The sequence below is a fragment of the Cupriavidus cauae genome, assembly GCF_026210475.1.
Lineage (GTDB): Bacteria > Pseudomonadota > Gammaproteobacteria > Burkholderiales > Burkholderiaceae > Cupriavidus > Cupriavidus cauae.
This window is the reverse complement of the sequence record NZ_CP080293.1, coordinates 892202-911652: the sequence shown is the minus strand read 5'-3', so window position 1 is coordinate 911652 and position 19451 is coordinate 892202. Positions and strand designations below refer to the sequence as shown.

The window sequence follows — 19451 nt, the reverse complement described above, 5'->3', positions numbered from 1 at the left end:
GCCTGCCGCTTCCGTTTTCGCCTCCCCGTTCCGTTCAGGAGGCGGCGACGACGTCCTGGCTAGGCGACCATTGCGTGCCTCGAACCAGGCGCCTCACGATGCGGTTCACCAGATGCGGCAGGTTGGTGGCCGCCGGGCGGCGCGCCTCGGCGATCAGCGCCAGCCGTACCGGGCGCTCGGCGCGCGGATCGACGCTGAGCACCACTTCGTCGCCGCGGTTCAGCTGCAGGCTGGCGCCGCAGCGCAGCCAGTAATCTTCCGAATCGCCGTCGCGGGTGACCCACAGGTTCAGGCCGGCGGCATCTTCCACATAAAGCCGTTGCGCGGTATGCACCGACAGCGGCGCGACCTCGCCCGGGTTCAGGCTGAAGACGGTCGTTGTGAGCAGGGTTTCCATTTTGGACTTCCTTCACTAAGGTGACGGTACCGTCCGGCACGCAAATCTCGCGTGGCTGGCGTCCCGCTTTACCGTGTCTGGCCTGGGTTGGCCTGGCGCGCTCGCTGTTGCGGTCCCGATGCACTGCATTCTAGTGATTGCCCGGCCACCCCCAAAACGATATATATTGATTTCCCTTGTTAGCCAATCTCACATAACGAACCCCTGACGAACGCTGCAATGACCCTCAAGCGCAACCCCGCCGAACTGCCGCGCGCCTGGCATCGGGAACTGCCACGGCTGCCGGCGCTGACCGCGCTGCGCGCCTTCGAGGCCGCCGCCCGGCACGAAAGCTTCTCGCGCGCGGCCACCGAGCTGTTCGTCACCCATGGGGCGGTCAGCCATCAGGTACGGGCACTGGAAGAGGAGCTGGGCCAGCCGCTGTTCGCCCGCAACGGCAAGCGGGTCAGCCTGACGCCGGCCGGACGCGTCTACGCCGAGCGCGTGCGCGACGCGCTGCTGCAGATTGCCGAGGCGACGCGGGCGCTGCAGTCCGGCACGCGCGACAAGCGGCTGACCATCAGCACCATGCCGTCGTTCGCGGCGCGCTGGCTGACGCCGCGCATCGGCAGCTTCATCGAGCGGCATCCCGAGCTGGACGTCGAGCTGATGTCGTCGAACACGCTGGTCGACTTCACCCGCGACGAGGTCGACGTGGCGCTGCGCATGGGCAGCGGCAACTATCCGGGGCTCTATGTCGAACGGCTGCTCGACGATGTGTTCTTCCCGGTCTGCAGCCCGAACTTCCTGGGCGGCAAGCTGCCGGCGCGTCCCGAGGACATGCAGGGGCTGACGCTGCTGCGCGGAGAAGGCGATCCGTGGCGGCCCTGGTTCGAGGCGGCCGGACTGGACTGGCCCGAGCCGCGCAAGGGGCTGATGTTCGAGGATTCGTCGCTGCTGCTGCAGGCCGCGGCCGAGGGCCAGGGCATCGCGCTGATCCGCTCGTCGCTGGCCTATAACGATCTGCTGTCGGGGCGGGTGGTGCGGCTGTTCGACGTCAGCATCCCGTGTCCGTGGCTGCTGTACTTCGTCTGCACGCCGGCGATGCTCGATACGCCGAAGGTGCAGGCGTTCCGGACCTGGCTGCTGCCGGAGATCGCGGCGTTCCGGCAGGTGCTGTCGCAGTGGGCCTAGGGTTGGGCTTGGGCTTGGGCTTGGGCTTGGGCTTGAGCGGAAGCCAGGAGCCTCAGGCCGGTTCGTCGTCGCCCGGCATCGATGACTTCGAGGGCGTGGATGCCTTCGAGGGCGTCGAGGGCGTCGAGGGCGTCGCCGCCGTGTCACGCTCGGCCAGCCGTGCGCGCGGATGGGCCTGGTCGTAGACCTTTGCCAGGTGCTGGAAGTCGAGCGCCGTGTAGATCTGCGTGGTGGCCACGCTGGCGTGGCCCAGCATCTCCTGCACCGCGCGCAGGTCGCCCGACGACTGCAGCACGTGGCTGGCGAACGAGTGCCGCAGCATGTGCGGATGCACGTCGGCCGGCACGCCGGCGCGGATGGCCTGCTGCTTGATGCGGGTGCGCACGGTGCGGTCCGACAGGCGCTCGCCGCGCCGCGACAGGAACAGCGCGTGCCGATGGCCAGCTTCGGCCGTCGCCCGTACCCACTCGTCGCGCACCGCCAGCCAGGCCCGCAGTGCCTGCACGGCCTTGCTGCCGACCGGCACGCTGCGGCGGCGCGAACCCTTGCCGAGCACCGTGACCTCGCCCGCGGCCAGGTCGACCCAACCAGACGAGCGGTAACCGTCCTCTTCCACGTAGCGCAGATCGAGCTGCACCAGCTCGGACACGCGCAGGCCGCTCGAATAGCCGAGCTCGAACACGGCCTGGTCGCGCAGCCCTTCGGCGCCCTCGCCGGCCGGCTGGCCGACCAGCGCCACCGCATGCTCGACCGACAGCGCCTTGGGCAGCGGCCGTCCGGCCTTGGGGGCGCGCACGCCGTCTACCGGATTGGCCTCGACGCCGTGGCCGTGCCGCGCGGCCCACAGATAGAAGCCGCGCCAGGCCGACAGCGCCCGCGCAATGCTGGTGGAAGCAAGGCCACTGCCGCGCAGACGCGCGGCGAAGCTGCGGATCTGGTCGGTACGCAGCGCGGTCAGCGCGGTACCGGGGGCGAATTTGGCGGCCTGCGCCTGCAATACCGACAGGTCGCGCCGGTAGCCGACCAGCGTGTGCTCGGCCAGCTTGCGGCTGCTGGCCAGCCAGTCGAGGTAGGTGCGCAGCAGCGGATCGAGAGCGGGAGGGGGCGCGTCCGCCGCGGCGGCGGGTTCGGGGGAGCGGGCCATCTGTTGCCGCCCGGGTCCTCGCCTCAGGCGCGCAGCCGCGCCAGCGCCGCGCCGGCCAGTTCGCCGATGCGGCTCAGATAGGCGGTGCCCATGCCTTCGTGGAAGCGGCGCGGGTCGGGCGAGCCGAGCACCAGCAGGCCGAAGGTCGGACCCGTTTCGGCGTCCTCGCCGGCGGGGGCGCGCAGCGCGACCATCGCGAGCGATGCGATGTCGTCGCGCTCGAGCCAGTCGACCGCCTGCTTGCCGCCTTCGCCAAGCGTATCGGCCGCGGCCGCAGACGCGGGTGCGGGTGCAGGCGGGGCGCCCTCTTCGGCGACGGCCGGTTCGATGGCCCACGGATTGCCGCCGCAATACGGCGTCTGCAGACCCTCGGCAAAGCGGCGCGCGGCTTCGGTCGCGGCGGCCGCGTCGCCGCGCAGCAGATCAAGCGGGGCGTGCGTTTCGGCCAGCTGCCACAGCCGCAGCGCGACGGCCGGCACATCGAACACCTGCTGCAGGCCCTGGCTGACCGCCATCGGCAGCGCCAGCGCATCGGCTTCGCCGAGCAGCCGCAGCTGCCACGCGTGCATGCGGTTCTGCGTGCGGTCGTTGTCGTGGCCGTGGCGCATCAGGTTGGCCAGCTTCAGTTCGAGGCCCTTGTTCTTCTCGCGCAGGATTTCCATCTGGCGTTGCTGCAGCGACACCGCGCGATGGCTGTGCGGGCTCGTCAGCTGCACCGAGGCCAGCAGCTCGGCGTGGTCCTCGAAGAACTGGGGATGACTTTGCAGATAGGCGGCGACGTCTTGCGGATTCATTGGCGGGTCATCGAACGATTTGCGCTGGAGTGTAGCAAACGCAGTTGGTGAGGAGCGGGCAGCCCTCTCCCCAGGCTCTCTCCCGCAGGCGGGAGAGAGGAGAAAAACGCTGTCGGTGTTCTCCCTCTCCCGCCTGCGGGAGAGGGCCGGGGAGAGGGGCCGGGCGATCGATCGACCAGCATGGCGCCAAACCCGCCGCGCCATGAAAAAACCCGCGCCTGAGCGCGGGTTCGTCATCTGCCTGCACCGCGCCTGTCAGCCGAGCTTCTTGCGCAGCAGTTCGTTGACCTGGGCCGGATTGGCCTTGCCCTTGGTCGCCTTCATCGCCTGGCCGACCAGCGCGTTGAACGCCTTCTCCTTGCCGGCGCGGAATTCCTCGACCGACTTGGCGTTGGCGGCCAGCACCTCGTCGATGATGGCCTCGAGCGCGCCGGTGTCCGACATCTGCTTCAGGCCCTTGGCCGCGATGATCGCGTCCGCGTCGCCGTCGCACTCGCCGGCCCACATCGCCGGGAACACGTCCTTCTTGGCGGTGTTGTTCGACACCGTGCCGTCGGCGATGCGCTTGAGCAGCAGCGCCAGCTGCGCGGGGCGGATCGGCGCGCCGTCGATCTCGATGCCCTCGCGGTTCAGCTGCGAGGCGACATCGCCCATCAGCCAGTTGGCCGCGGGCTTGGCGTTGGCCGCGCCGGCTTCGGCGACGACCTGCTCGAACCAGTTTGCCAGCGCCTTCGACGAGGTCAGCACGCTGGCATCGTAGGCGGGCAGGCCATATTGCGAGACGAAGCGCGCCTGCATCGCGGCCGGCAGCTCCGGCATCGCGGCGCGCACGCGCTCGACCCAGGCCGGCTCGATCTCGAGCGGCAGCAGGTCCGGATCGGGGAAGTAGCGGTAGTCGTGCGCGTCTTCCTTGGTCCGCATCGCGCGCGTCTCGCCGGTGTCCGGATCGAACAGCACGGTGGCCTGCTGGATCTCGCGGCCGTCCTCGATCTCGGCGATCTGCCAGCGCACCTCGTATTCGATGGCCTGTTGCAGGAAACGGAACGAGTTCAGGTTCTTGATCTCCCGGCGCGTGCCGAGCTTGTCGCTGCCGACCGGCCGCACCGACACGTTGGCGTCGCAGCGGAAGCTGCCTTCCTGCATGTTGCCGTCGCAGATGCCCAGCCACACCACCAGCGAATGCAGCGCGCGCGCATAGGCGACCGCCTCGGCGGCGCTGCGCATGTCGGGCTCGGTGACGATCTCGAGCAGCGGCGTGCCGGCGCGGTTCAGGTCGATGCCGGTCATGCCGGCGAAGTCCTCGTGCAGCGACTTGCCCGCGTCCTCCTCGAGGTGGGCGCGGGTCAGCTGCACGGTCTTCTCGTAGAACTCGCCCTTGCGGCCCTCCACCTGGAAGGTCAGGCTGCCGCCCTGCACCACCGGGATCTCGTACTGGCTGATCTGGTAGCCCTTGGGCAGGTCCGGGTAGAAGTAATTCTTGCGCGCGAACACGCTATGCGGCGCGACATGGGCGCCGATCGCCAGGCCGAACTGGATCGCACGTTCGACCGCGGCCTTGTTCAGCACCGGCAGCGTGCCGGGCAGCGCCAGATCGACCGGGCAGGCCTGGGTATTGGGCGCCGCGCCGAACGCGGTGGAGGCGCCGGAAAAAATCTTCGAGGCCGTCGATAGCTGCGTATGCGTTTCGAGGCCGATCACCACTTCCCATTGCATGGCGGTATTCCTGTTGGTTCCTTGCGGCGGCGCCGGCATGGGCCGCGTCGCCGTTTGCTTTCGCGTTCTGCGTTGTGCGTTCCGCGTTCTGCGTTGTGCGTTCCGCGTTCTGCGTTGTGTCGCTGTGCGTTCTGCGTTGTGTCGCTGTGCGTTCTGCGTTGTGTCGCTGTGCGTTTCGTCGCTGTGCGTTCCGTCGCTGCGGGTTCTGCCGCGCGTTATTGCGTGCGCGCGCAGGTGCCGGTGCCCGGTTCGAACATGACCGGCCACGCCTCTTCGTAGATGCCCGGCGTGCAGCGGCTCTGGCAATTGGCATGCGCCAGCGTGACGCGGCGCGGGTCCTGCCAGACCAGCAGCTTGCACGCGCTGCCGTCGCGCGCGGCCAGTTCGATATGCGGCTTGCGGCGGGTCTGGCGGAACTCGGCCAGGTCGAAGCTGCACGAGCCGCGCTTGCCGACCCACAGCTTCCACGACAGCTGCTGCACGTTGTTGTCCGACACGCGCAGCTGCGCGTCCTCGCGGAACCCGTCCTCCTCGGTGCGGCGGCAGTCGCCGGCCAGGTCGATATCGCGATCGGCGATCGGTGTCGGACCGCCGATGCGCGGCAGCGGAATGCAGCCGGCCAGCGCGGCCAGCAGCACGGCGGTCAAGCCCAGGCGGCCGGCCGAAAGACCGGCGGACGGACGGCGGGACGGGCGGGTCGAAAGCAGCGCGTTCATGGTCATGCCTGCGAAGGCTGGCGCAGATGCCAGTCGGTAGCCTGCTGGAAGGCGTGCGCGGTCTGCAGCAGCTGCGCCTCGCCGAAGTAGTTGCCGATCATCTGCAGGCCAACCGGCATGCCGCCCTCGCCGAAGCCGCAGGGCACGCTCATGCCGGGCAGGCCGGCCAGGCTGGTCGACAGCGTGAAGATGTCGGCCAGGTACATCTGCACCGGATCGGCGCTCTTCTCGCCGAGCTTCCACGCCACCGTCGGCGCGACCGGTCCCATGATCACGTCGCATTCGCCGAAGGCGCGCTGGAAGTCGTCCGCGATGATGCGGCGGATCTTCTGCGCCTGCAGGTAGTAGGCGTCGTAGTAGCCGTGCGACAGCACATAGGTGCCGACCAGGATGCGGCGCTTGACCTCCCAGCCGAAGCCCTCGGCGCGGGTCTTCTTGTACATGTCGAGCAGGTCGCGGTACTCGGCGGCGCGGTGGCCGTAGCGCGCGCCATCGAAGCGCGACAGGTTCGACGACGCCTCGGCCGGCGCGATCACGTAGTAGACCGGGATCGACAGTTCGGTCTTCGGCAGCGACACCTCGACCAGCGTCGCGCCGAGCTTCTCGTATTCGCGCAGCGCGGCGCGCACCGCGGCCTCGACATCGGCCGACAGTCCGGCGCCGAAGTACTCGCGCGGCAGGCCGATGCGCAGGCCGGCCAGCGGCTGGCTGGCGCTGGCCCCGCCGCGCGGCTGGCCCAGCAGCCGCGTGAAGTCCTCGTCCACGCCGCCCTGCGCCGGCGTCAGCGAGGTCGAATCGCGCTCGTCGAACCCGGCCATCGCATTGAGCAGCAGCGCGCAGTCCTCGGCGCTGCGGGCCATGGGGCCGGCCTGGTCCAGCGACGAGGCGAACGCGATCATGCCGAAGCGCGACACGCGGCCGTAGGTCGGCTTGATGCCGGTGATGCCCGAGAACGCGGCCGGCTGGCGGATCGAGCCGCCGGTGTCGGTGCCGGTGGCGGCCGGCGCGAGGCCCGCGGCGACCGCCGCGGCCGAGCCACCCGACGAGCCGCCGGGCACGCGCGACGCGTCCCACGGGTTGCGCACCGGGCCGAAGTGCGAGTTCTCGTTGGACGAGCCCATCGCGAATTCGTCCATATTGGTCTTGCCCAGCGTCACCATGCCGGCGGCGGCCAGCCGCTCGACCACGGTGGCGTCGAACGGGCTCTCGTAGTCTGCCAGCATGCGCGAGCCGGCGGTCGAGCGCCAGCCGCGCGTGACGAACACGTCCTTGTGGGCGATCGGCACGCCGGTCAGCGGACCGGCCTCGCCGCGCGCGCGGCGTTCGTCGGCGGCGCGGGCCTGGGCCAGCGTCAGTTCGGCGTCGACATGGACATAGGCGTTCAGCGCGCCGGCCTGCTCGATGCGGGCCAGATAGTCACGCGCCAGTTCTTCGGCCGACACCGCGCCGGCGGCGAGCGCGTCGGCGATCTGGCGCAGCGAGGTCACGGTCGAGCCGACCGGGAAGGAGGAAGCGGAAGAAGACATGGAGTGTCGGAAAAGCTTCGGAGAACGGCCGGCGGGGCATGGACGCCGCCGGCGGATCGATTCGGGAGATGCCACCTTGGCGTATCGGTACGTCGATACGGAAATTTCGGGCGACGTCGGCGAGCCGGGTGCGGGACCGTTATCGGGACCTTATCGGGGCCGTTATCGGGAACGTTATTCGATCACCTTCGGCACCAGATACAGGCCGGCCTCGGTGGCCGGCGCGGGACGCTGGTAGTCATCGCGCCGGTTCGGCTCGGTGACGACGTCGTCGCGCAGGCGCTGCTGCATCTCGCGGACCGCCGACAGCGGATGCGCCAGCGGCGCGACGCCGCTGGTGTCCACCGCCTGCATCTGCTCGACCAGCGAGAAGAATTGATTCAGTTGCCCGAGCGTCTGGCCGGCTTCTTCATCGCTGATGTCGATGCGGGCAAGATGGGCGATGCGCTTGACGTCGGTTAGCTCGAGTGCCATGGCGTGGGTGCGAGGAATTCCAGAGGGCCCGGCAGTCCGGCGCAAGGCCGGAACGAAACCGGGAGAAGGACGACCGTGCGGACAGCGTCGGGAGCGCCGGACCGGGCCAGGCGGGCGTGCCTTGGGCGGCGCCGCGTCCGGACCGCTGTCGGGCAGTTGCCGGGCCATTGCCGGGCCATTGCCGGGCCGTTGCCGCGTCGACATCGGCCTGGGGAAAGTGCCGCGCGCGACGCCCCACAATCGTCAGAATTACAGGTTTTTTCAGGGCAATTTGCCGCCGAAACACGCGGAATTATAAGGTATCATTCCGTTTTGCCGCCGCCCCTGGCGGCGCCTTCGCCGCTTGGACCCAGCGTCCGGCCGCTGAAGGACGCCGGACCCGACTGCCCGCGGGGCCCGGACCAGGATCCTCCGATTAGACCGACTCGCCGCTGCCCCCTTGTGGGTGCCGGGTCTGTGGCGCCCGGACCGCCGTCCGGCCATCCGCCAAATGAAGTTTGGCGAACTTTCTGGCGCCGTCTAATCAAAGGTTCCCGTGGGAATGCGTTCCGCCGGCCCGGCGGGCGAAATCCCTCAGGACTGTCGCGGTTCGCCTGGCGCACCGCAACGGCATGGGCGGGACCGTGGATGCGCGGAAGGACGCGCGCCGTTTCCATCGAAGACATATGAATATCGCGGCCGGCGCCAAGGACTGGCGCCGGCCGCTTCGCATACCTGCGAACCCACCAGAAAACAGGACTCCTGATGTTCGGATTTCTCCGCAGCTACTTTTCCAACGATCTCGCGATCGACCTCGGCACCGCCAACACGCTGATCTACATGCGTGACAAGGGCATCGTGCTGGACGAACCGTCGGTGGTCGCGATCCACCTGGGCGGCGGCCCGAACGCCAAGAAGACCATTCAGGCAGTCGGCAAGGAAGCCAAGCAGATGCTGGGCAAGGTGCCGGGCAACATCGAGGCGATCCGCCCGATGAAGGACGGCGTGATCGCCGACTTCACCGTCACCGAGCAGATGCTCAAGCAGTTCATCAAGATGGTGCACGACAGCAAGCTGCTGCGTCCGTCGCCGCGCATCATCATCTGCGTGCCGTGCGGTTCGACCCAGGTCGAGCGCCGCGCGATCCGCGAGTCGGCGCTGGGCGCCGGCGCCTCGCAGGTCTACCTGATCGAGGAACCGATGGCCGCCGCGATCGGCGCCGGCCTGCCGGTGTCGGAGCCGTCGGGCTCGATGGTCGTCGATATCGGCGGCGGCACCACCGAGGTCGGCATCATCTCGCTGGGCGGCATGGTCTACAAGGGCTCGGTGCGCGTCGGCGGCGACAAGTTCGACGAGGCCATCGTCAACTACATCCGCCGCAACTACGGCATGCTGATCGGCGAGCAGACCGCCGAAGCCATCAAGAAGGAAATCGGCTCGGCCTTCCCGGGTTCGGAAGTGCGCGAGATGGAGGTCAAGGGCCGCAACCTGTCCGAGGGCATCCCGCGCGCGTTCACGGTCTCGTCCAACGAGATCCTGGAAGCGCTGACCGATCCGCTGAACCAGATCGTCTCCACCGTGAAGATCGGCCTGGAGCAGACCCCGCCGGAACTGGGCGCCGACATCGCCGAGCGCGGCATCACGCTGACCGGCGGCGGCGCGCTGCTGCGCGACCTGGACCGCCTGCTGGCCGAGGAAACCGGCCTGCCGGTGCTGGTGGCCGAGGATCCGTTGACCTGCGTGGTGCGCGGCTCGGGCATGGCCCTGGAGCGCATGGACAAGCTCGGCAGCATCTTCGCCTACGAGTAAGCCGGTCCGGCAAAAGGATCGTTCCCGTGGCGAAGCGCGCCCTGCCCGCACCGCTGGCCCAGGCCGGCCACGGGCAGGTCCGCCGCCGCGCCACCCTGGCCAAGCCGGCCGCCGCCTGCCGGCGGCCCGCGCGACTCCGCCAATTCCGGTCCGCCCCCGGACGCCCGAGCGCGGCGTGCCGGCGATGCGGACCGCCACCGCCTGCGTACGGCTAAATGGATTACACGCCGCCACCGCTATTCAAGCAGGGCACGTCCGCGTTCGCGCGCCTGGTCATCTTCGTGACGATGGCGCTGGTGCTGCTGGTCGTCGACGCCCGCTTCGATGCGCTGTCCACGGTCCGGCAGGTCGCCGCCACCGTGCTGATGCCGGTCGAGCGCGCCGTGCTGGTGCCGCGCGACATGGCGCGCGCCGCGTTCGACTATCTGCAGTCGTCCGCCGCGCTGGCCAGCGAGAACCGCGAGCTGCGGCGGCGCGCGGTGGCGCAGGCCGACGACGCGCTGCGCCAGGCCCAGCTCGAGGCCGAGAACCGCCAGCTGCGCAAGCTGCTGGACCTGAAGGAGCAATCGGCCACGCCGGTCACGGCGGCCGAGGTGCTGTACGACGCGCGCGATCCGTACAGCCAGCGCATCGTGATCGACCGCGGCAGCCAGCACGACGTGCGGGCCGGCTATCCGGTGATCGACGATCGCGGCGTGGTCGGCCAGGTCACGCGCGTGACGCCGTTCCAGTCCGAAGTCACGCTGCTGACAGACAAGGACCAGGCGATCCCGGTGCAGGTGGTACGCAACGGCCTGCGCAGCATTGCCTTCGGTGGCGGCAAGGCCGGCATGCTGGACCTGCGCTTCATGGCGGCGTCGGCCGATCTGCAGCAGGGCGACCTGCTGGTGACCTCGGGCCTGGACGGGGTCTATCCGGCCGGGTTGCCGGTCGCGCGCATCGTGCAGATCGAACGCAAGGCCGATACCGCGTTCTCGCGCGTCTACTGCGAGCCGGTCGCGGGCGTGCGTTCGCACCGCCAGCTGCTGGTGGTGCGCTACGAGGCCGAGAAGCCCTCGCGCGACCTGCCGGCCGGCGACGACGGCAAGAACGCGGGCAAGGCAGGCAAGACGGACAAGGCAGGCAAGGCCTCGAAAGCCGACAAGCCCGAGAAAGCCGACAAGGCGGAAAAAACCGAGAAGGCGCCCAAGCCCAAGGCGGACGCCGCGGCTACGGCCGCCACAGTTGCTACGGTCGCCGCGGCGCCCGCGGCCGCGCCGAGCCAGGAGCAGAAGCGGTGACCCATCCCCAATACCTGCTGCGGCCGGTCAACCCGGCCTTCATCGCGCTGACCTTCGTGCTGGCGTTCCTGTTCAACCTGCTGCCGTGGGGCGACATCCTGTGGGTGCCGGACATGGTGGCGCTGGTGCTGGTGTTCTGGAACATCCACCAGCCGCGCAAGGTCGGCATGGGCGTGGCCTTCGTGCTGGGCCTGCTGATGGACGTACACGATGCCCGCCTGCTCGGCGAGCACGCGATGGCCTACACGCTGCTGGCCTACTTCGCCATCACGATCCACCGCCGCGTGCTGTGGTTCAGCGTCTATACGCAGGCACTGCACGTGCTGCCGCTGCTGTTCATCGCGCATGCGGTACCGGTGGTGATCCGGCTGCTGATGGGCGCGCCGCTGCCCGGCTGGCCGTTGCTGGTCGCGCCCGGCATCGAGGCGCTGCTGTGGCCGCTGGCCACCGGCCTGCTGCTGGCGCCGCAGCGCCGCTCCATCGACGTCGACGAAACCCGGCCGATCTGACGGCATGGCACTCCGCTCGCAGCCTCTCTCCGTGCCCCGACCGCCCGTCCCCGCAGCACCATGACCGAAATCCGCAACGTCGAACTCGAGCTCGGCCGCTTCCGCCTTCGCGTGGCGGCCGCGGCGCTGTTCGCCGTGATCCTGTTCGGCCTGCTGTTCCTGCGCTTCTTCTGGCTGCAGTGGTACAAGCACGACCAGTATTCGGCCAAGGCCGAGGACAACCGCATCTCGGTGGCGCCGATCGAGCCGAACCGCGGCATCATCATGGACCGCAACGGCATCGTGCTGGCGCGCAACTATTCGGCCTACACGCTGGAGATCACGCCGTCCAAGCTGACGCAGTCGCTGGATGACACCATCGATGAACTGTCCGAACTGATCGACATCCAGCCGCGCGACCGCCGCCGCTTCCGCCGGCTGATGGAAGAGTCGCGCAGCTTCGAGAGCCTGCCGATCCGCAGCCAGCTCAGCGACGAGGAGGTGGCGCGCTTCTCCGCGCAGCGCTTCCGCTTCCCCGGCGTCGACGTGCGCGCGCGGCTGTTCCGCCAATATCCGATGGGCGAATCGGCCTCGCACGTGGTCGGCTACATCGGCCGCATCTCGCAGCGCGACCAGCAGCGCATCGAGGCGATGGACGTGGCCAACGACGCCAATCCGGCCAACTACGACCCGCGCAAGGATGCCGACAACTACAAGGGCACCAACTACATCGGCAAAGTCGGCATCGAGCAGAGCTACGAGACCGAGCTGCACGGGCTGACCGGCATCGAGGAAGTCGAGGTCAGCGCCGGCGGGCGGCCGATCCGCACGCTGTCGACCGCGCCGGCGACGCCGGGCAACAACCTGATCCTGTCCCTCGACATCCGGCTGCAGCAGCTGGCCGAGGCGCTATTCGGCGACCGCCGCGGCGCGCTGGTGGCGATCGAGCCGGCCACCGGCGACATCCTGGCTTTCGTCTCCAAGCCGACCTTCGACCCGAACCTGTTCGTCGAGGGCATCGACACCGCGACCTGGAACGAGCTGAACAATTCGCCGGACAAGCCGCTGCTGAACCGCCCGCTGCGCGGCACCTATCCGCCGGGCTCGACCTACAAGCCGTTCATGGCGCTGGCGGCGCTGGCGACCGGCAAGCGCACCGCCAACTGGGGCATGCACGATCCCGGCTTCTTCACGCTGGGCAACCATACCTTCCGCGACGACAAGCCGGGCGGCCACGGCTGGGTCGACATGTACAGCTCGATCGTGGCCTCGTGCGACACCTACTACTACGCGCTGGCGCGCGACATGGGCGTCAACGCGATCCACGACTTCATGAAGCCGCTCGGCTTCGGCCAGCTGACCGGCATCGACATCGAGGGCGAGAGCCGCGGCATCCTGCCGTCGACCGACTGGAAGCGGCGCGCCTACCGCAAGCCCGAGCAGCAGCGTTGGTATGACGGCGAAACGATCTCGCTGGGGATCGGCCAGGGCTACAACAGCTTCACGATCCTGCAGCTGGCGCACGCGACCTCGATCCTGGTCAACAACGGCGTCGTGATGAAGCCCCACCTGGTCAAGGCGGTCGAGGACGCGGTCACCCGGCAGCGCCGCCTGACGGTGCCGAAGGAAAGCTATCGCCTGCCGTTCAAGCAGTCCGATATCGACGTGATCAAGCGCGCGATGGTCGGCGTCACGCATTCGGGCACCGCGGCGCGCGTGTTCGCCGGCGCCGCCTACGAGTCAGCCGGCAAGACCGGCACCGCGCAGACCTTCTCGCTGAGCAAGGGCGAGAAGTACAACCACCACGCGCTGGCCGAGCACAAGCGCGACCATGCGCTGTACACCGCGTTCGCGCCGGCCGACAAGCCGAAGATCGCGCTGGCGCTGATCGTCGAGAACGCCGGCTTCGGCGCGCAGCACGCCGCGCCGATCGCGCGCAAGGTGATGGACTACTACCTGCTGGGCAAATGGCCCGCCGAGCTGGCCGAGATCGCGCCGCCGGCCGCCGAGCGCGCGCACGGGCTGCCGCCGGTCGATACGCCGAGCGTCTTTACCACCGGCCATACCGCCAGCATCGCCAGCGCGACCGCGATGGGCAACACGCTGGCCAACGAGGACGCGCAAGGCGAGCCGGGCGGCAAGGACGAAGGCGCCAAGGGCACCAGGAATGGCGGCGGCGGCAACCAGGACGGCGCCAGTGCGGTAGCCGCCGCGCCGACCATCGATCCGCAGGCGATCGCGCCCGCCTCGGCGCCGCTGACGCTGGGGGACCGCATGCGCCAGGCGCTCGGCCACAGCAAGCCGCCGCATGACGGCGCGCCCGCGGCTCCGTCCTCGCCATCCGCCCCGGCCGCCCCGGCCGCACCGGGTGCACCGGGCGAGCGCAAGACGCGCCCAGCCACGCCGCCCGCCGCGCCGGGCCCCGCACCGTCTCCCGCATCCCGCACCCGGCAGGCCGCCGCGGCGCCGGGCGCCAACGTCACGCATTGAAGGAGGCGCAGATGGATCGCAGACGCGCCCTGTCCCTGATCAAGACCGCGCTGACCGGCTTCGACAAGCCGCTCGCGCTGATCGTCTTCCTGTTGTTCGCCACCGGCATCGTGGCGCTGTACTCGGCGTCGATCGACGTGCCGGGCCGCGTCGAGGACCAGCTGCGCAATATCCTGCTGTCCTACGCGGTGATGTGGGTGATCGCCTATCTGCCCACGCAGACGCTGATGCGGGTCGCGGTGCCGCTCTATACGGTCGGCGTCGCACTGCTGATCGCGGTGGCGATGTTCGGGCTGATCCGCAAGGGCGCGCGCCGCTGGCTCAATGTCGGCATCGTGATCCAGCCCTCCGAGCTGATGAAGATCGCGATGCCGCTGATGCTGGCCTGGTACTTCCAGAAGCGCGAAAGCGCGTTGCGCTGGTTCGACTTCATCGTCGCCGGCCTGCTGCTGGCGGTGCCGGTGGGCCTGATCGCCAAGCAGCCCGACCTGGGCACCGCGCTGCTGGTGCTGGCCGCCGGCATGTACGTGATCTACTTCGCCGGCCTGTCGTGGAAGCTGATCCTGCCGGCACTGGCGATCCTGGTCACGCTGATTTCCGGGCTGCTGTTCTTCGAGCACGACATGTGCGCGCCGGGCGTCAACTGGCCGGTGCTGCACGACTACCAGCAGCACCGGGTCTGCACGCTGCTCGATCCGACCACCGATCCGCTCGGCAAGGGCTTCCACACCATCCAGTCGATCATCGCGATCGGCTCGGGCGGCCTGATGGGCAAGGGCTGGCTCAAGGGAACGCAGACCCACCTCGAGTTCATTCCGGAGAAGCACACCGACTTCATCTTCGCGGTCTACTCCGAGGAATTCGGCCTGGTCGGCAATGCGGTGCTGCTGGTGCTGTACCTGCTGCTGATCTTCCGCGGGCTCTATATCGCCGCCAATGCGCCGACGCACTTCTCGCGGCTGCTGGCCGGCGCGGTGACGCTGATCTTCTTCACCTATGCCTTCGTCAACATGGGCATGGTCAGCGGCATCCTGCCGATCGTCGGCGTGCCGCTGCCGCTGATCAGCTACGGCGGCACCGCGCTGGTCACGCTCGGCATGGGGATCGGCATCCTGATGAATATCTCGCGGCAGAAGCGGCTGATTCAGACTTGAAGCACGCCGCGCGCTTGCCGGCTCGCCTGTCCGCTACATCGTCGGCGTGCGCGATCTGACGGTCTGCTCCAGCAGCGAGCGCAGCTTGGCCAGCGCGCCGGGGTCGCCGCGCGCCGCGGCCCTGGCGTACCAGATCTTGGCCTGCTCGATATCGCGCTCCACCACCCCCGGCTCGCCGCGCTCGTAGAAGCTGGCGACGATGTACTGCGCCCCGCCGTCGCCCGCGGTCGCGGCCCGCGTGTACCACTCGAAGGCCTTGGCGTAATCGCGCGGCACCCCTCGGCCGATGAAGTAATTGGTCGCCAGCGCGACCTGCGCCTGGATATGCCCGCCCTGGCTGGCGCGCTGATACCAGCGGTTGGCCTCTTCCAGCGACTTGGGCACCAGGTCGCCGCGCTCATGCAATTCGCCCCAGGTGAATTGGGCATGCGTCATCTCGTTGTCCGCCGCCTTCTTCAGCCAGACCAGCGCCTCCTGGGGCTTGGACGCCGTGCCGTCGCCGCGCAGCAGCATCATCGCGTAATTGAACTGCGCCAGCCGGTTGCCCTGCCGCGCCGCCTCCGCGAAGTCGCGCAGCGCGCTCTCGAAAGCGCCGGCCTCGTAGGCGGCCACCGCCTGCCGGGTCAACGTCTCCGCGGGCTGCGGCGGCCGGGGTGCCGCCATCGCGGTCTGCCAACCGCCCAGCAGGATCAGGATGCAGGCGGCGTGGCGGACGAGGCGGCGAACGGTCGGCATGGCGGACTCCCAGCGAGGTCGGGCTTTCCAGCCAGTGTAGGAGTCGGTGCGAAGCGGCGATAGGCTGCGGCGCGGCAGGCGCGAGGCCGGATTGTCGAGTGAATCGGGCGCTCCGGGGCCGCGCCGGACTATTCCGCGGACAAATATGGAGCGATGCTTATCCAACGCCTCCATTCGTCGATGGGATGGTTTGCCCGCCCCTTCCGGCGTCGCCGCATCGGGGCCGCAAACCGTGCATGCCGCTTCGGACGCTCTAGAATGACGCGGCCGCGCACGTTGCGCGCAGCCGCCAGACGCGTCCCGACACGAACCCATCGCCCGCCTCCCCATGCATATCCGTTGGCTCGAAGACTTTGTATGCCTGGCCGAGGCCGGCAGCCTCGCCCGCGCCGCCGAACTGCGCAATGTCACCCCGCCCGCGTTCGGCCGCCGCATGCAGGCGGTCGAGGTATGGGCAGGCGCGCCGCTGATCGATCGCAGCGTGTTCCCGGTCCGGCTGACCGCCGAGGGCCGGCAGTTTCTGGAGGCGGCGCAGTCGGCGCTGCACACGCTCGAGGAAACGCGGCTGGCGCTGCGGGCGGCCCACCGCGTCGACGCCAGCACCGTGGTGATCGCCACCGGCAAGACGCTGTCGCGCTCGCTGGTGCCGGCCTGGCTGGCGGGGCTGCGCCAGGCGCTGCGGCACGATCCGGTGGCCGCGGGCTTTCGCACCCGGCTGTCGACCTTCGCCATGCACGACGCGCTGGCGATGTTCACCGAGGGCGATGCCGATTTCCTGCTGTGCTACAGCCCACCGGACCTGCCGGTGCGGCTGGACGAGGTGCGCTATCAGTTCCATCCGGTCGGGGTCGAGCGGCTGGTCTGCGTCGCCGCCGCCGATGCCGCGGGCGGGCCGTGCTTCCGCCTGCCGGGGCGTGGCAAGAGCGGCGCGCCGGTGCCGACCATCGCCTATGCGGAAACCCTGACGATGGGCCGCATGGTCAATCAGGAGATCGCCCGGCGCAAACTGGCCGGCCGCCTGGACGTGGTGGCGGTCTGCGACTTCGCCGAATCGGTGCACGAGATGGTGCGCCAGCGCATGGGCCTGGCCTGGCTGCCTGCCCGGCTGATCGCCGACGACCTGCACGCGGGCCGGCTGGTGCGCGCCGATATCGGCAGCGTGGCGGAGGCCGGGACGGAGGGTGGCCAACAGGGCGGCCAGCACGGCGGCCAGCCGGGCGGCAATCGCGATCTGGTGCTGCAGATCCGGCTCTACCGTCCGCGCGCGCCGATGCGTCCGCTGGCCGAGGCGTTCTGGCGCGCCGCGACGGCGTGATGCCGCTGGCGGCGGAGGCGATGCCGCGCCGCCTTGCCGAGCCGCTTGCCTGCCCTTCGCCTGCCCTTCGCCTGCCCTTCGCCTGCCCTTCGCCTGCCCTTCGCCTGCCCCTTGCCTGCCCCTGCCGGGTCCGTGATAGGCCCCTTGCCACACGCCTTGCCGATCCGGCAATCGCCATTGCCAAACCCGCATGCGCGGACACGGCGCCGCTCCCTAACATCGCGCCATACCACATCGATAACAGATAGACACGGGAGCGTTGCCATGAAGATCTCGCTGCGGACTGCCACCGCCGCCACCTTGCTGTTTTCCGCCGCCTCGGCGATGTCGCTGCTGCCTGCCGGCGCCGCGCGCGCCAGCGAATGGCCCGCCAAGCCGATCACGCTGGTGGTCGGCTACACGGCCGGCGGCAGCGTCGACCTGGTGGCGCGCACCATCGCGCCCGAGCTCGGCAAGCGGCTGGGCCAGAGCGTGGTGATCGAGAACCTCGGCGGTGCCGGCGGCACCATCGGCGCGGCGCGCGTGGTCAAGGCCGAGGCCGATGGCTACACGCTGCTGATGGGCTCGGGCAGCGAGGTGTCGATCGCGCGCCTGACCAATCCGGCGGTCCGCTACGACGGCGAGAAGGATTTGGCGCCGATCACCTTCGTCGGCACGCAGCCGATGGTGCTGGTCGGCAAGCCGACGCTGCCGGCGCGCAATGCCGCCGAACTGATCGCGCTGGCCAAGGCCCAGCCGGACAAGCTGGCCTACGCCTCGTCGGGCGTCGGCACGCCGCTGAACCTGGCCGGCGAGCTGATCAAGCAGCAGGGCAAGGTCGGTATCACGCACGTGCCGTACAAGGGCGCTTCCGCGATGGCGACGGACCTGCTAGGCGGCCAGATCGATCTGGCGGTAATGGTGCTGTCGTCCGCGCTGCCGCATATCCAGGCCGGACGGGTCAAGGCCTATGGCGTGACCGAAGCCAAGCGCGCCGCGGTGGCACCGGAAGTGCCGGCGCTGGCGGAGACGCCCGCGCTGAAGGGCGTCGACATGGGCGTCTGGTTCGGCCTGATGGCACCGAAGGCCACGCCGCGCGCTGTGGTGGATCGGCTCAACAACGAGATGCAGGCCGTGCTGGCGATGCCGGAGGTCCGCAAGAAGCTGGCCGAGGCCGGCGTCGAGGTCGCGCCCGCCAATCCGGCGCAGTTCGCCGCCTTCGTCAAGCGCGAGACCGCCAAATACCGCACCATCGTGCAGGCGGCCGGCATCCAGCAATAACAGGGACGTTATGAACACGATGACCACGCTCGACGCCTATCCGGTCGAAGTCGCATTTCCCGATATCCGCCCGTATGCCGACGGCAATACCGGCATCACGTATGTCCATCATTTCGACAGCGGCGTGCCGGGCCCGCACGTGATGATCAACGCGCTGACCCATGGCAACGAGGTCTGCGGCGCAATCGTCGTCAAGGAGCTGCTGGACCTCGGGCTCAAGCCGCGCCGCGGGCAGCTGACGCTGGCGTTCGCCAACGTCGACGCCTATCACCGCTTCGATCCGGCAAAGCCCGACGCCTCGCGCTTCGTCGACCAGGACTTCAACCGCGTCTGGACCGCCGCGGTGCTCGACGACGCGTCGCGCGACTCGTCCGAACTGCGGCGCGCGCGCGAGATGCGCCCGCTGATCGATCGCGTCGACCTGCTGCTGGACCTGCATTCGATGCACGAGAAGAGCCTGCCGCTGATCGTGTCGGGCCCGCTCGACAAGGGCGTGGCGCTGGCGCGCGCGCTCGGCGCTCCGGCGCATGTGATCGTCGACGAAGGCCATCCGGAAGGCCGTCGCATGCGCGACTACGCCGGCTTTGGCGATCAGGACAGCCCGAAGAATGCGCTGCTGATCGAATGTGGCCAGCATTGGGAGGCATCCTCGGTCGCGGTGGCGCGCGACAGCACGGCGCGCTTCCTGCTGACCGCCGGCATCGTCGACAGCGGCGACCTGCCTGCCGGCTGGCTGTCGGCGCCGGCCGCGCCGCAGCGCGTGGTGCGCGTCACCGAGCCGGTGGTGGCCACCAGCATGAATTTCCGCTTCGCCGGCCCCTATACCGGCCTGGAGACCTTCTCCGAGCCCGGCACCGTGATCGGGTGGAACGACGGCGCGCCGGTGGTGACGCCGTATCCCGACTGCGTGCTGGTCATGCCGTCGCTGCGCCAGCTGCGTCCTGGCGTGACGGTGGTTCGGCTGGGACAGCTGCTGGCTTGATCCTGCGCGGCAAAGATGCCCC

17 protein-coding genes are annotated in these 19451 nt (G+C 69.4%); 9 read left to right on the top strand and 8 right to left on the bottom strand.

Going from position 1 to position 19451, the window contains the following annotated elements; all coding sequences use genetic code 11:
- Positions 1 to 34 precede the first annotated feature (34 nt).
- The gene (locus tag KZ686_RS04090; protein WP_149317334.1) at positions 35 to 397 is read right to left on the bottom strand and encodes a DUF2917 domain-containing protein; all 363 of its coding nucleotides are present in this window, start codon (positions 395 to 397) and stop codon (positions 35 to 37) included.
- Positions 398 to 616: 219 nt separating this feature from the next.
- Here KZ686_RS04090 and KZ686_RS04085 point away from each other — a divergent pair, with 219 nt between their 5' ends.
- Positions 617 to 1570: a transcriptional regulator GcvA gene (locus KZ686_RS04085; RefSeq protein ID WP_265633065.1), complete on the top strand. Its 954-nt coding sequence runs from the start codon at positions 617 to 619 to the stop codon at positions 1568 to 1570.
- 52 nt (positions 1571 to 1622) lie between these two features.
- Here the strand turns inward: KZ686_RS04085 and KZ686_RS04080 are convergent, their stop codons facing one another.
- The 6 genes from KZ686_RS04080 to gatC form a co-directional block, all read right to left on the bottom strand.
- On the bottom strand, positions 1623 to 2714 hold the full coding sequence (locus KZ686_RS04080; protein WP_226107944.1) for a tyrosine recombinase XerC: 1092 nt from the start codon (positions 2712 to 2714) through the stop codon (positions 1623 to 1625).
- A gap of 23 nt (positions 2715 to 2737) precedes the next feature.
- Entirely contained in the window at positions 2738 to 3508 is a 771-nt protein-coding gene (locus KZ686_RS04075) for a DUF484 family protein (protein ID WP_149317336.1), read from the bottom strand.
- Between the two features lie 255 nt (positions 3509 to 3763).
- A complete protein-coding gene (gene gatB / locus KZ686_RS04070; RefSeq protein WP_149317337.1) occupies positions 3764 to 5221 on the bottom strand; it encodes an Asp-tRNA(Asn)/Glu-tRNA(Gln) amidotransferase subunit GatB in 1458 nt (485 codons plus the stop codon).
- 215 nt (positions 5222 to 5436) lie between these two features.
- Positions 5437 to 5943, bottom strand: coding sequence for a hypothetical protein (locus KZ686_RS04065; protein ID WP_223819592.1), 507 nt, complete (start codon positions 5941 to 5943; stop codon positions 5437 to 5439).
- Positions 5940 to 7463: an Asp-tRNA(Asn)/Glu-tRNA(Gln) amidotransferase subunit GatA gene (gatA, locus tag KZ686_RS04060; protein ID WP_149317338.1), complete on the bottom strand. Its 1524-nt coding sequence runs from the start codon at positions 7461 to 7463 to the stop codon at positions 5940 to 5942. The genes KZ686_RS04065 and gatA overlap by 4 nt, the downstream gene beginning before the upstream one ends.
- Before the next feature lie 174 nt (positions 7464 to 7637).
- Positions 7638 to 7937, bottom strand: coding sequence for an Asp-tRNA(Asn)/Glu-tRNA(Gln) amidotransferase subunit GatC (gene gatC / locus KZ686_RS04055; RefSeq protein ID WP_149317339.1), 300 nt, complete (start codon positions 7935 to 7937; stop codon positions 7638 to 7640).
- Positions 7938 to 8681: 744 nt separating this feature from the next.
- Here gatC and KZ686_RS04050 point away from each other — a divergent pair.
- The 5 genes from KZ686_RS04050 to rodA all read left to right on the top strand — a co-directional run bounded on the left by KZ686_RS04050 (position 8682) and on the right by rodA (position 15137).
- Complete coding sequence (locus KZ686_RS04050; RefSeq protein ID WP_023264573.1) at positions 8682 to 9725, top strand: rod shape-determining protein; 1044 nt, start codon at positions 8682 to 8684, stop codon at positions 9723 to 9725.
- 215 nt (positions 9726 to 9940) lie between these two features.
- Positions 9941 to 11005 carry a rod shape-determining protein MreC gene (mreC, locus tag KZ686_RS04045; RefSeq protein WP_150083243.1) on the top strand — a complete coding sequence of 355 codons (1065 nt, stop codon included), beginning with the start codon at positions 9941 to 9943 and terminating at the stop codon, positions 11003 to 11005.
- Positions 11002 to 11514: a rod shape-determining protein MreD gene (gene mreD / locus KZ686_RS04040; RefSeq protein WP_006579990.1), complete on the top strand. Its 513-nt coding sequence runs from the start codon at positions 11002 to 11004 to the stop codon at positions 11512 to 11514. The genes mreC and mreD overlap by 4 nt, the downstream gene beginning before the upstream one ends.
- 60 nt (positions 11515 to 11574) lie before the next feature.
- Positions 11575 to 13983, top strand: coding sequence for a penicillin-binding protein 2 (gene mrdA / locus KZ686_RS04035; RefSeq protein WP_265633064.1), 2409 nt, complete (start codon positions 11575 to 11577; stop codon positions 13981 to 13983).
- A gap of 11 nt (positions 13984 to 13994) precedes the next feature.
- Positions 13995 to 15137, top strand: a complete 1143-nt coding sequence (gene rodA, locus KZ686_RS04030; protein WP_149317343.1) for a rod shape-determining protein RodA — start codon at positions 13995 to 13997, stop codon at positions 15135 to 15137.
- A 33-nt stretch (positions 15138 to 15170) separates the two neighbouring features.
- On the opposite strand, the gene KZ686_RS04025 is transcribed toward rodA, so the two are convergent.
- The gene (locus KZ686_RS04025) at positions 15171 to 15800 is read right to left on the bottom strand and encodes a tetratricopeptide repeat protein (RefSeq protein WP_262484892.1); all 630 of its coding nucleotides are present in this window, start codon (positions 15798 to 15800) and stop codon (positions 15171 to 15173) included.
- Positions 15801 to 16200: 400 nt separating this feature from the next.
- Here KZ686_RS04025 and KZ686_RS04020 point away from each other — a divergent pair, with 400 nt between their 5' ends.
- The 3 genes from KZ686_RS04020 (at position 16201) to KZ686_RS04010 (ending at position 19429) form a co-directional block, all read left to right on the top strand.
- On the top strand, positions 16201 to 17187 hold the full coding sequence (locus tag KZ686_RS04020) for a LysR family transcriptional regulator (RefSeq protein ID WP_265633063.1): 987 nt from the start codon (positions 16201 to 16203) through the stop codon (positions 17185 to 17187).
- Between the two features lie 264 nt (positions 17188 to 17451).
- Complete coding sequence (locus KZ686_RS04015; RefSeq protein ID WP_149317346.1) at positions 17452 to 18447, top strand: Bug family tripartite tricarboxylate transporter substrate binding protein; 996 nt, start codon at positions 17452 to 17454, stop codon at positions 18445 to 18447.
- Positions 18448 to 18457: 10 nt separating this feature from the next.
- Positions 18458 to 19429: a M14 family metallopeptidase gene (locus KZ686_RS04010; protein ID WP_149317347.1), complete on the top strand. Its 972-nt coding sequence runs from the start codon at positions 18458 to 18460 to the stop codon at positions 19427 to 19429.
- Positions 19430 to 19451 lie beyond the last annotated feature (22 nt).

What these genes read in the sequence shown, in the direction of transcription:
- mreC (WP_150083243.1), top strand. Translation starts at nt 9,941, where the DNA reads ATGGATTACACGCCGCCACCGCTATTCAAGCAGGGCACGTCCGCGTTC.
- KZ686_RS04065 (WP_223819592.1), bottom strand. Translation starts at nt 5,943, where the DNA reads ATGACCATGAACGCGCTGCTTTCGACCCGCCCGTCCCGCCGTCCGTCC.
- KZ686_RS04015 (WP_149317346.1), top strand. Translation starts at nt 17,452, where the DNA reads ATGAAGATCTCGCTGCGGACTGCCACCGCCGCCACCTTGCTGTTTTCC.
- KZ686_RS04090 (WP_149317334.1), bottom strand. Translation starts at nt 397, where the DNA reads ATGGAAACCCTGCTCACAACGACCGTCTTCAGCCTGAACCCGGGCGAG.
- KZ686_RS04050 (WP_023264573.1), top strand. Translation starts at nt 8,682, where the DNA reads ATGTTCGGATTTCTCCGCAGCTACTTTTCCAACGATCTCGCGATCGAC.
- gatB (WP_149317337.1), bottom strand. Translation starts at nt 5,221, where the DNA reads ATGCAATGGGAAGTGGTGATCGGCCTCGAAACGCATACGCAGCTATCG.
- KZ686_RS04080 (WP_226107944.1), bottom strand. Translation starts at nt 2,714, where the DNA reads ATGGCCCGCTCCCCCGAACCCGCCGCCGCGGCGGACGCGCCCCCTCCC.
- mrdA (WP_265633064.1), top strand. Translation starts at nt 11,575, where the DNA reads ATGACCGAAATCCGCAACGTCGAACTCGAGCTCGGCCGCTTCCGCCTT.
- KZ686_RS04085 (WP_265633065.1), top strand. Translation starts at nt 617, where the DNA reads ATGACCCTCAAGCGCAACCCCGCCGAACTGCCGCGCGCCTGGCATCGG.
- KZ686_RS04020 (WP_265633063.1), top strand. Translation starts at nt 16,201, where the DNA reads ATGCATATCCGTTGGCTCGAAGACTTTGTATGCCTGGCCGAGGCCGGC.
- rodA (WP_149317343.1), top strand. Translation starts at nt 13,995, where the DNA reads ATGGATCGCAGACGCGCCCTGTCCCTGATCAAGACCGCGCTGACCGGC.
- gatC (WP_149317339.1), bottom strand. Translation starts at nt 7,937, where the DNA reads ATGGCACTCGAGCTAACCGACGTCAAGCGCATCGCCCATCTTGCCCGC.
- KZ686_RS04010 (WP_149317347.1), top strand. Translation starts at nt 18,458, where the DNA reads ATGAACACGATGACCACGCTCGACGCCTATCCGGTCGAAGTCGCATTT.
- KZ686_RS04025 (WP_262484892.1), bottom strand. Translation starts at nt 15,800, where the DNA reads ATGGCGGCACCCCGGCCGCCGCAGCCCGCGGAGACGTTGACCCGGCAG.
- gatA (WP_149317338.1), bottom strand. Translation starts at nt 7,463, where the DNA reads ATGTCTTCTTCCGCTTCCTCCTTCCCGGTCGGCTCGACCGTGACCTCG.
- KZ686_RS04075 (WP_149317336.1), bottom strand. Translation starts at nt 3,508, where the DNA reads ATGAATCCGCAAGACGTCGCCGCCTATCTGCAAAGTCATCCCCAGTTC.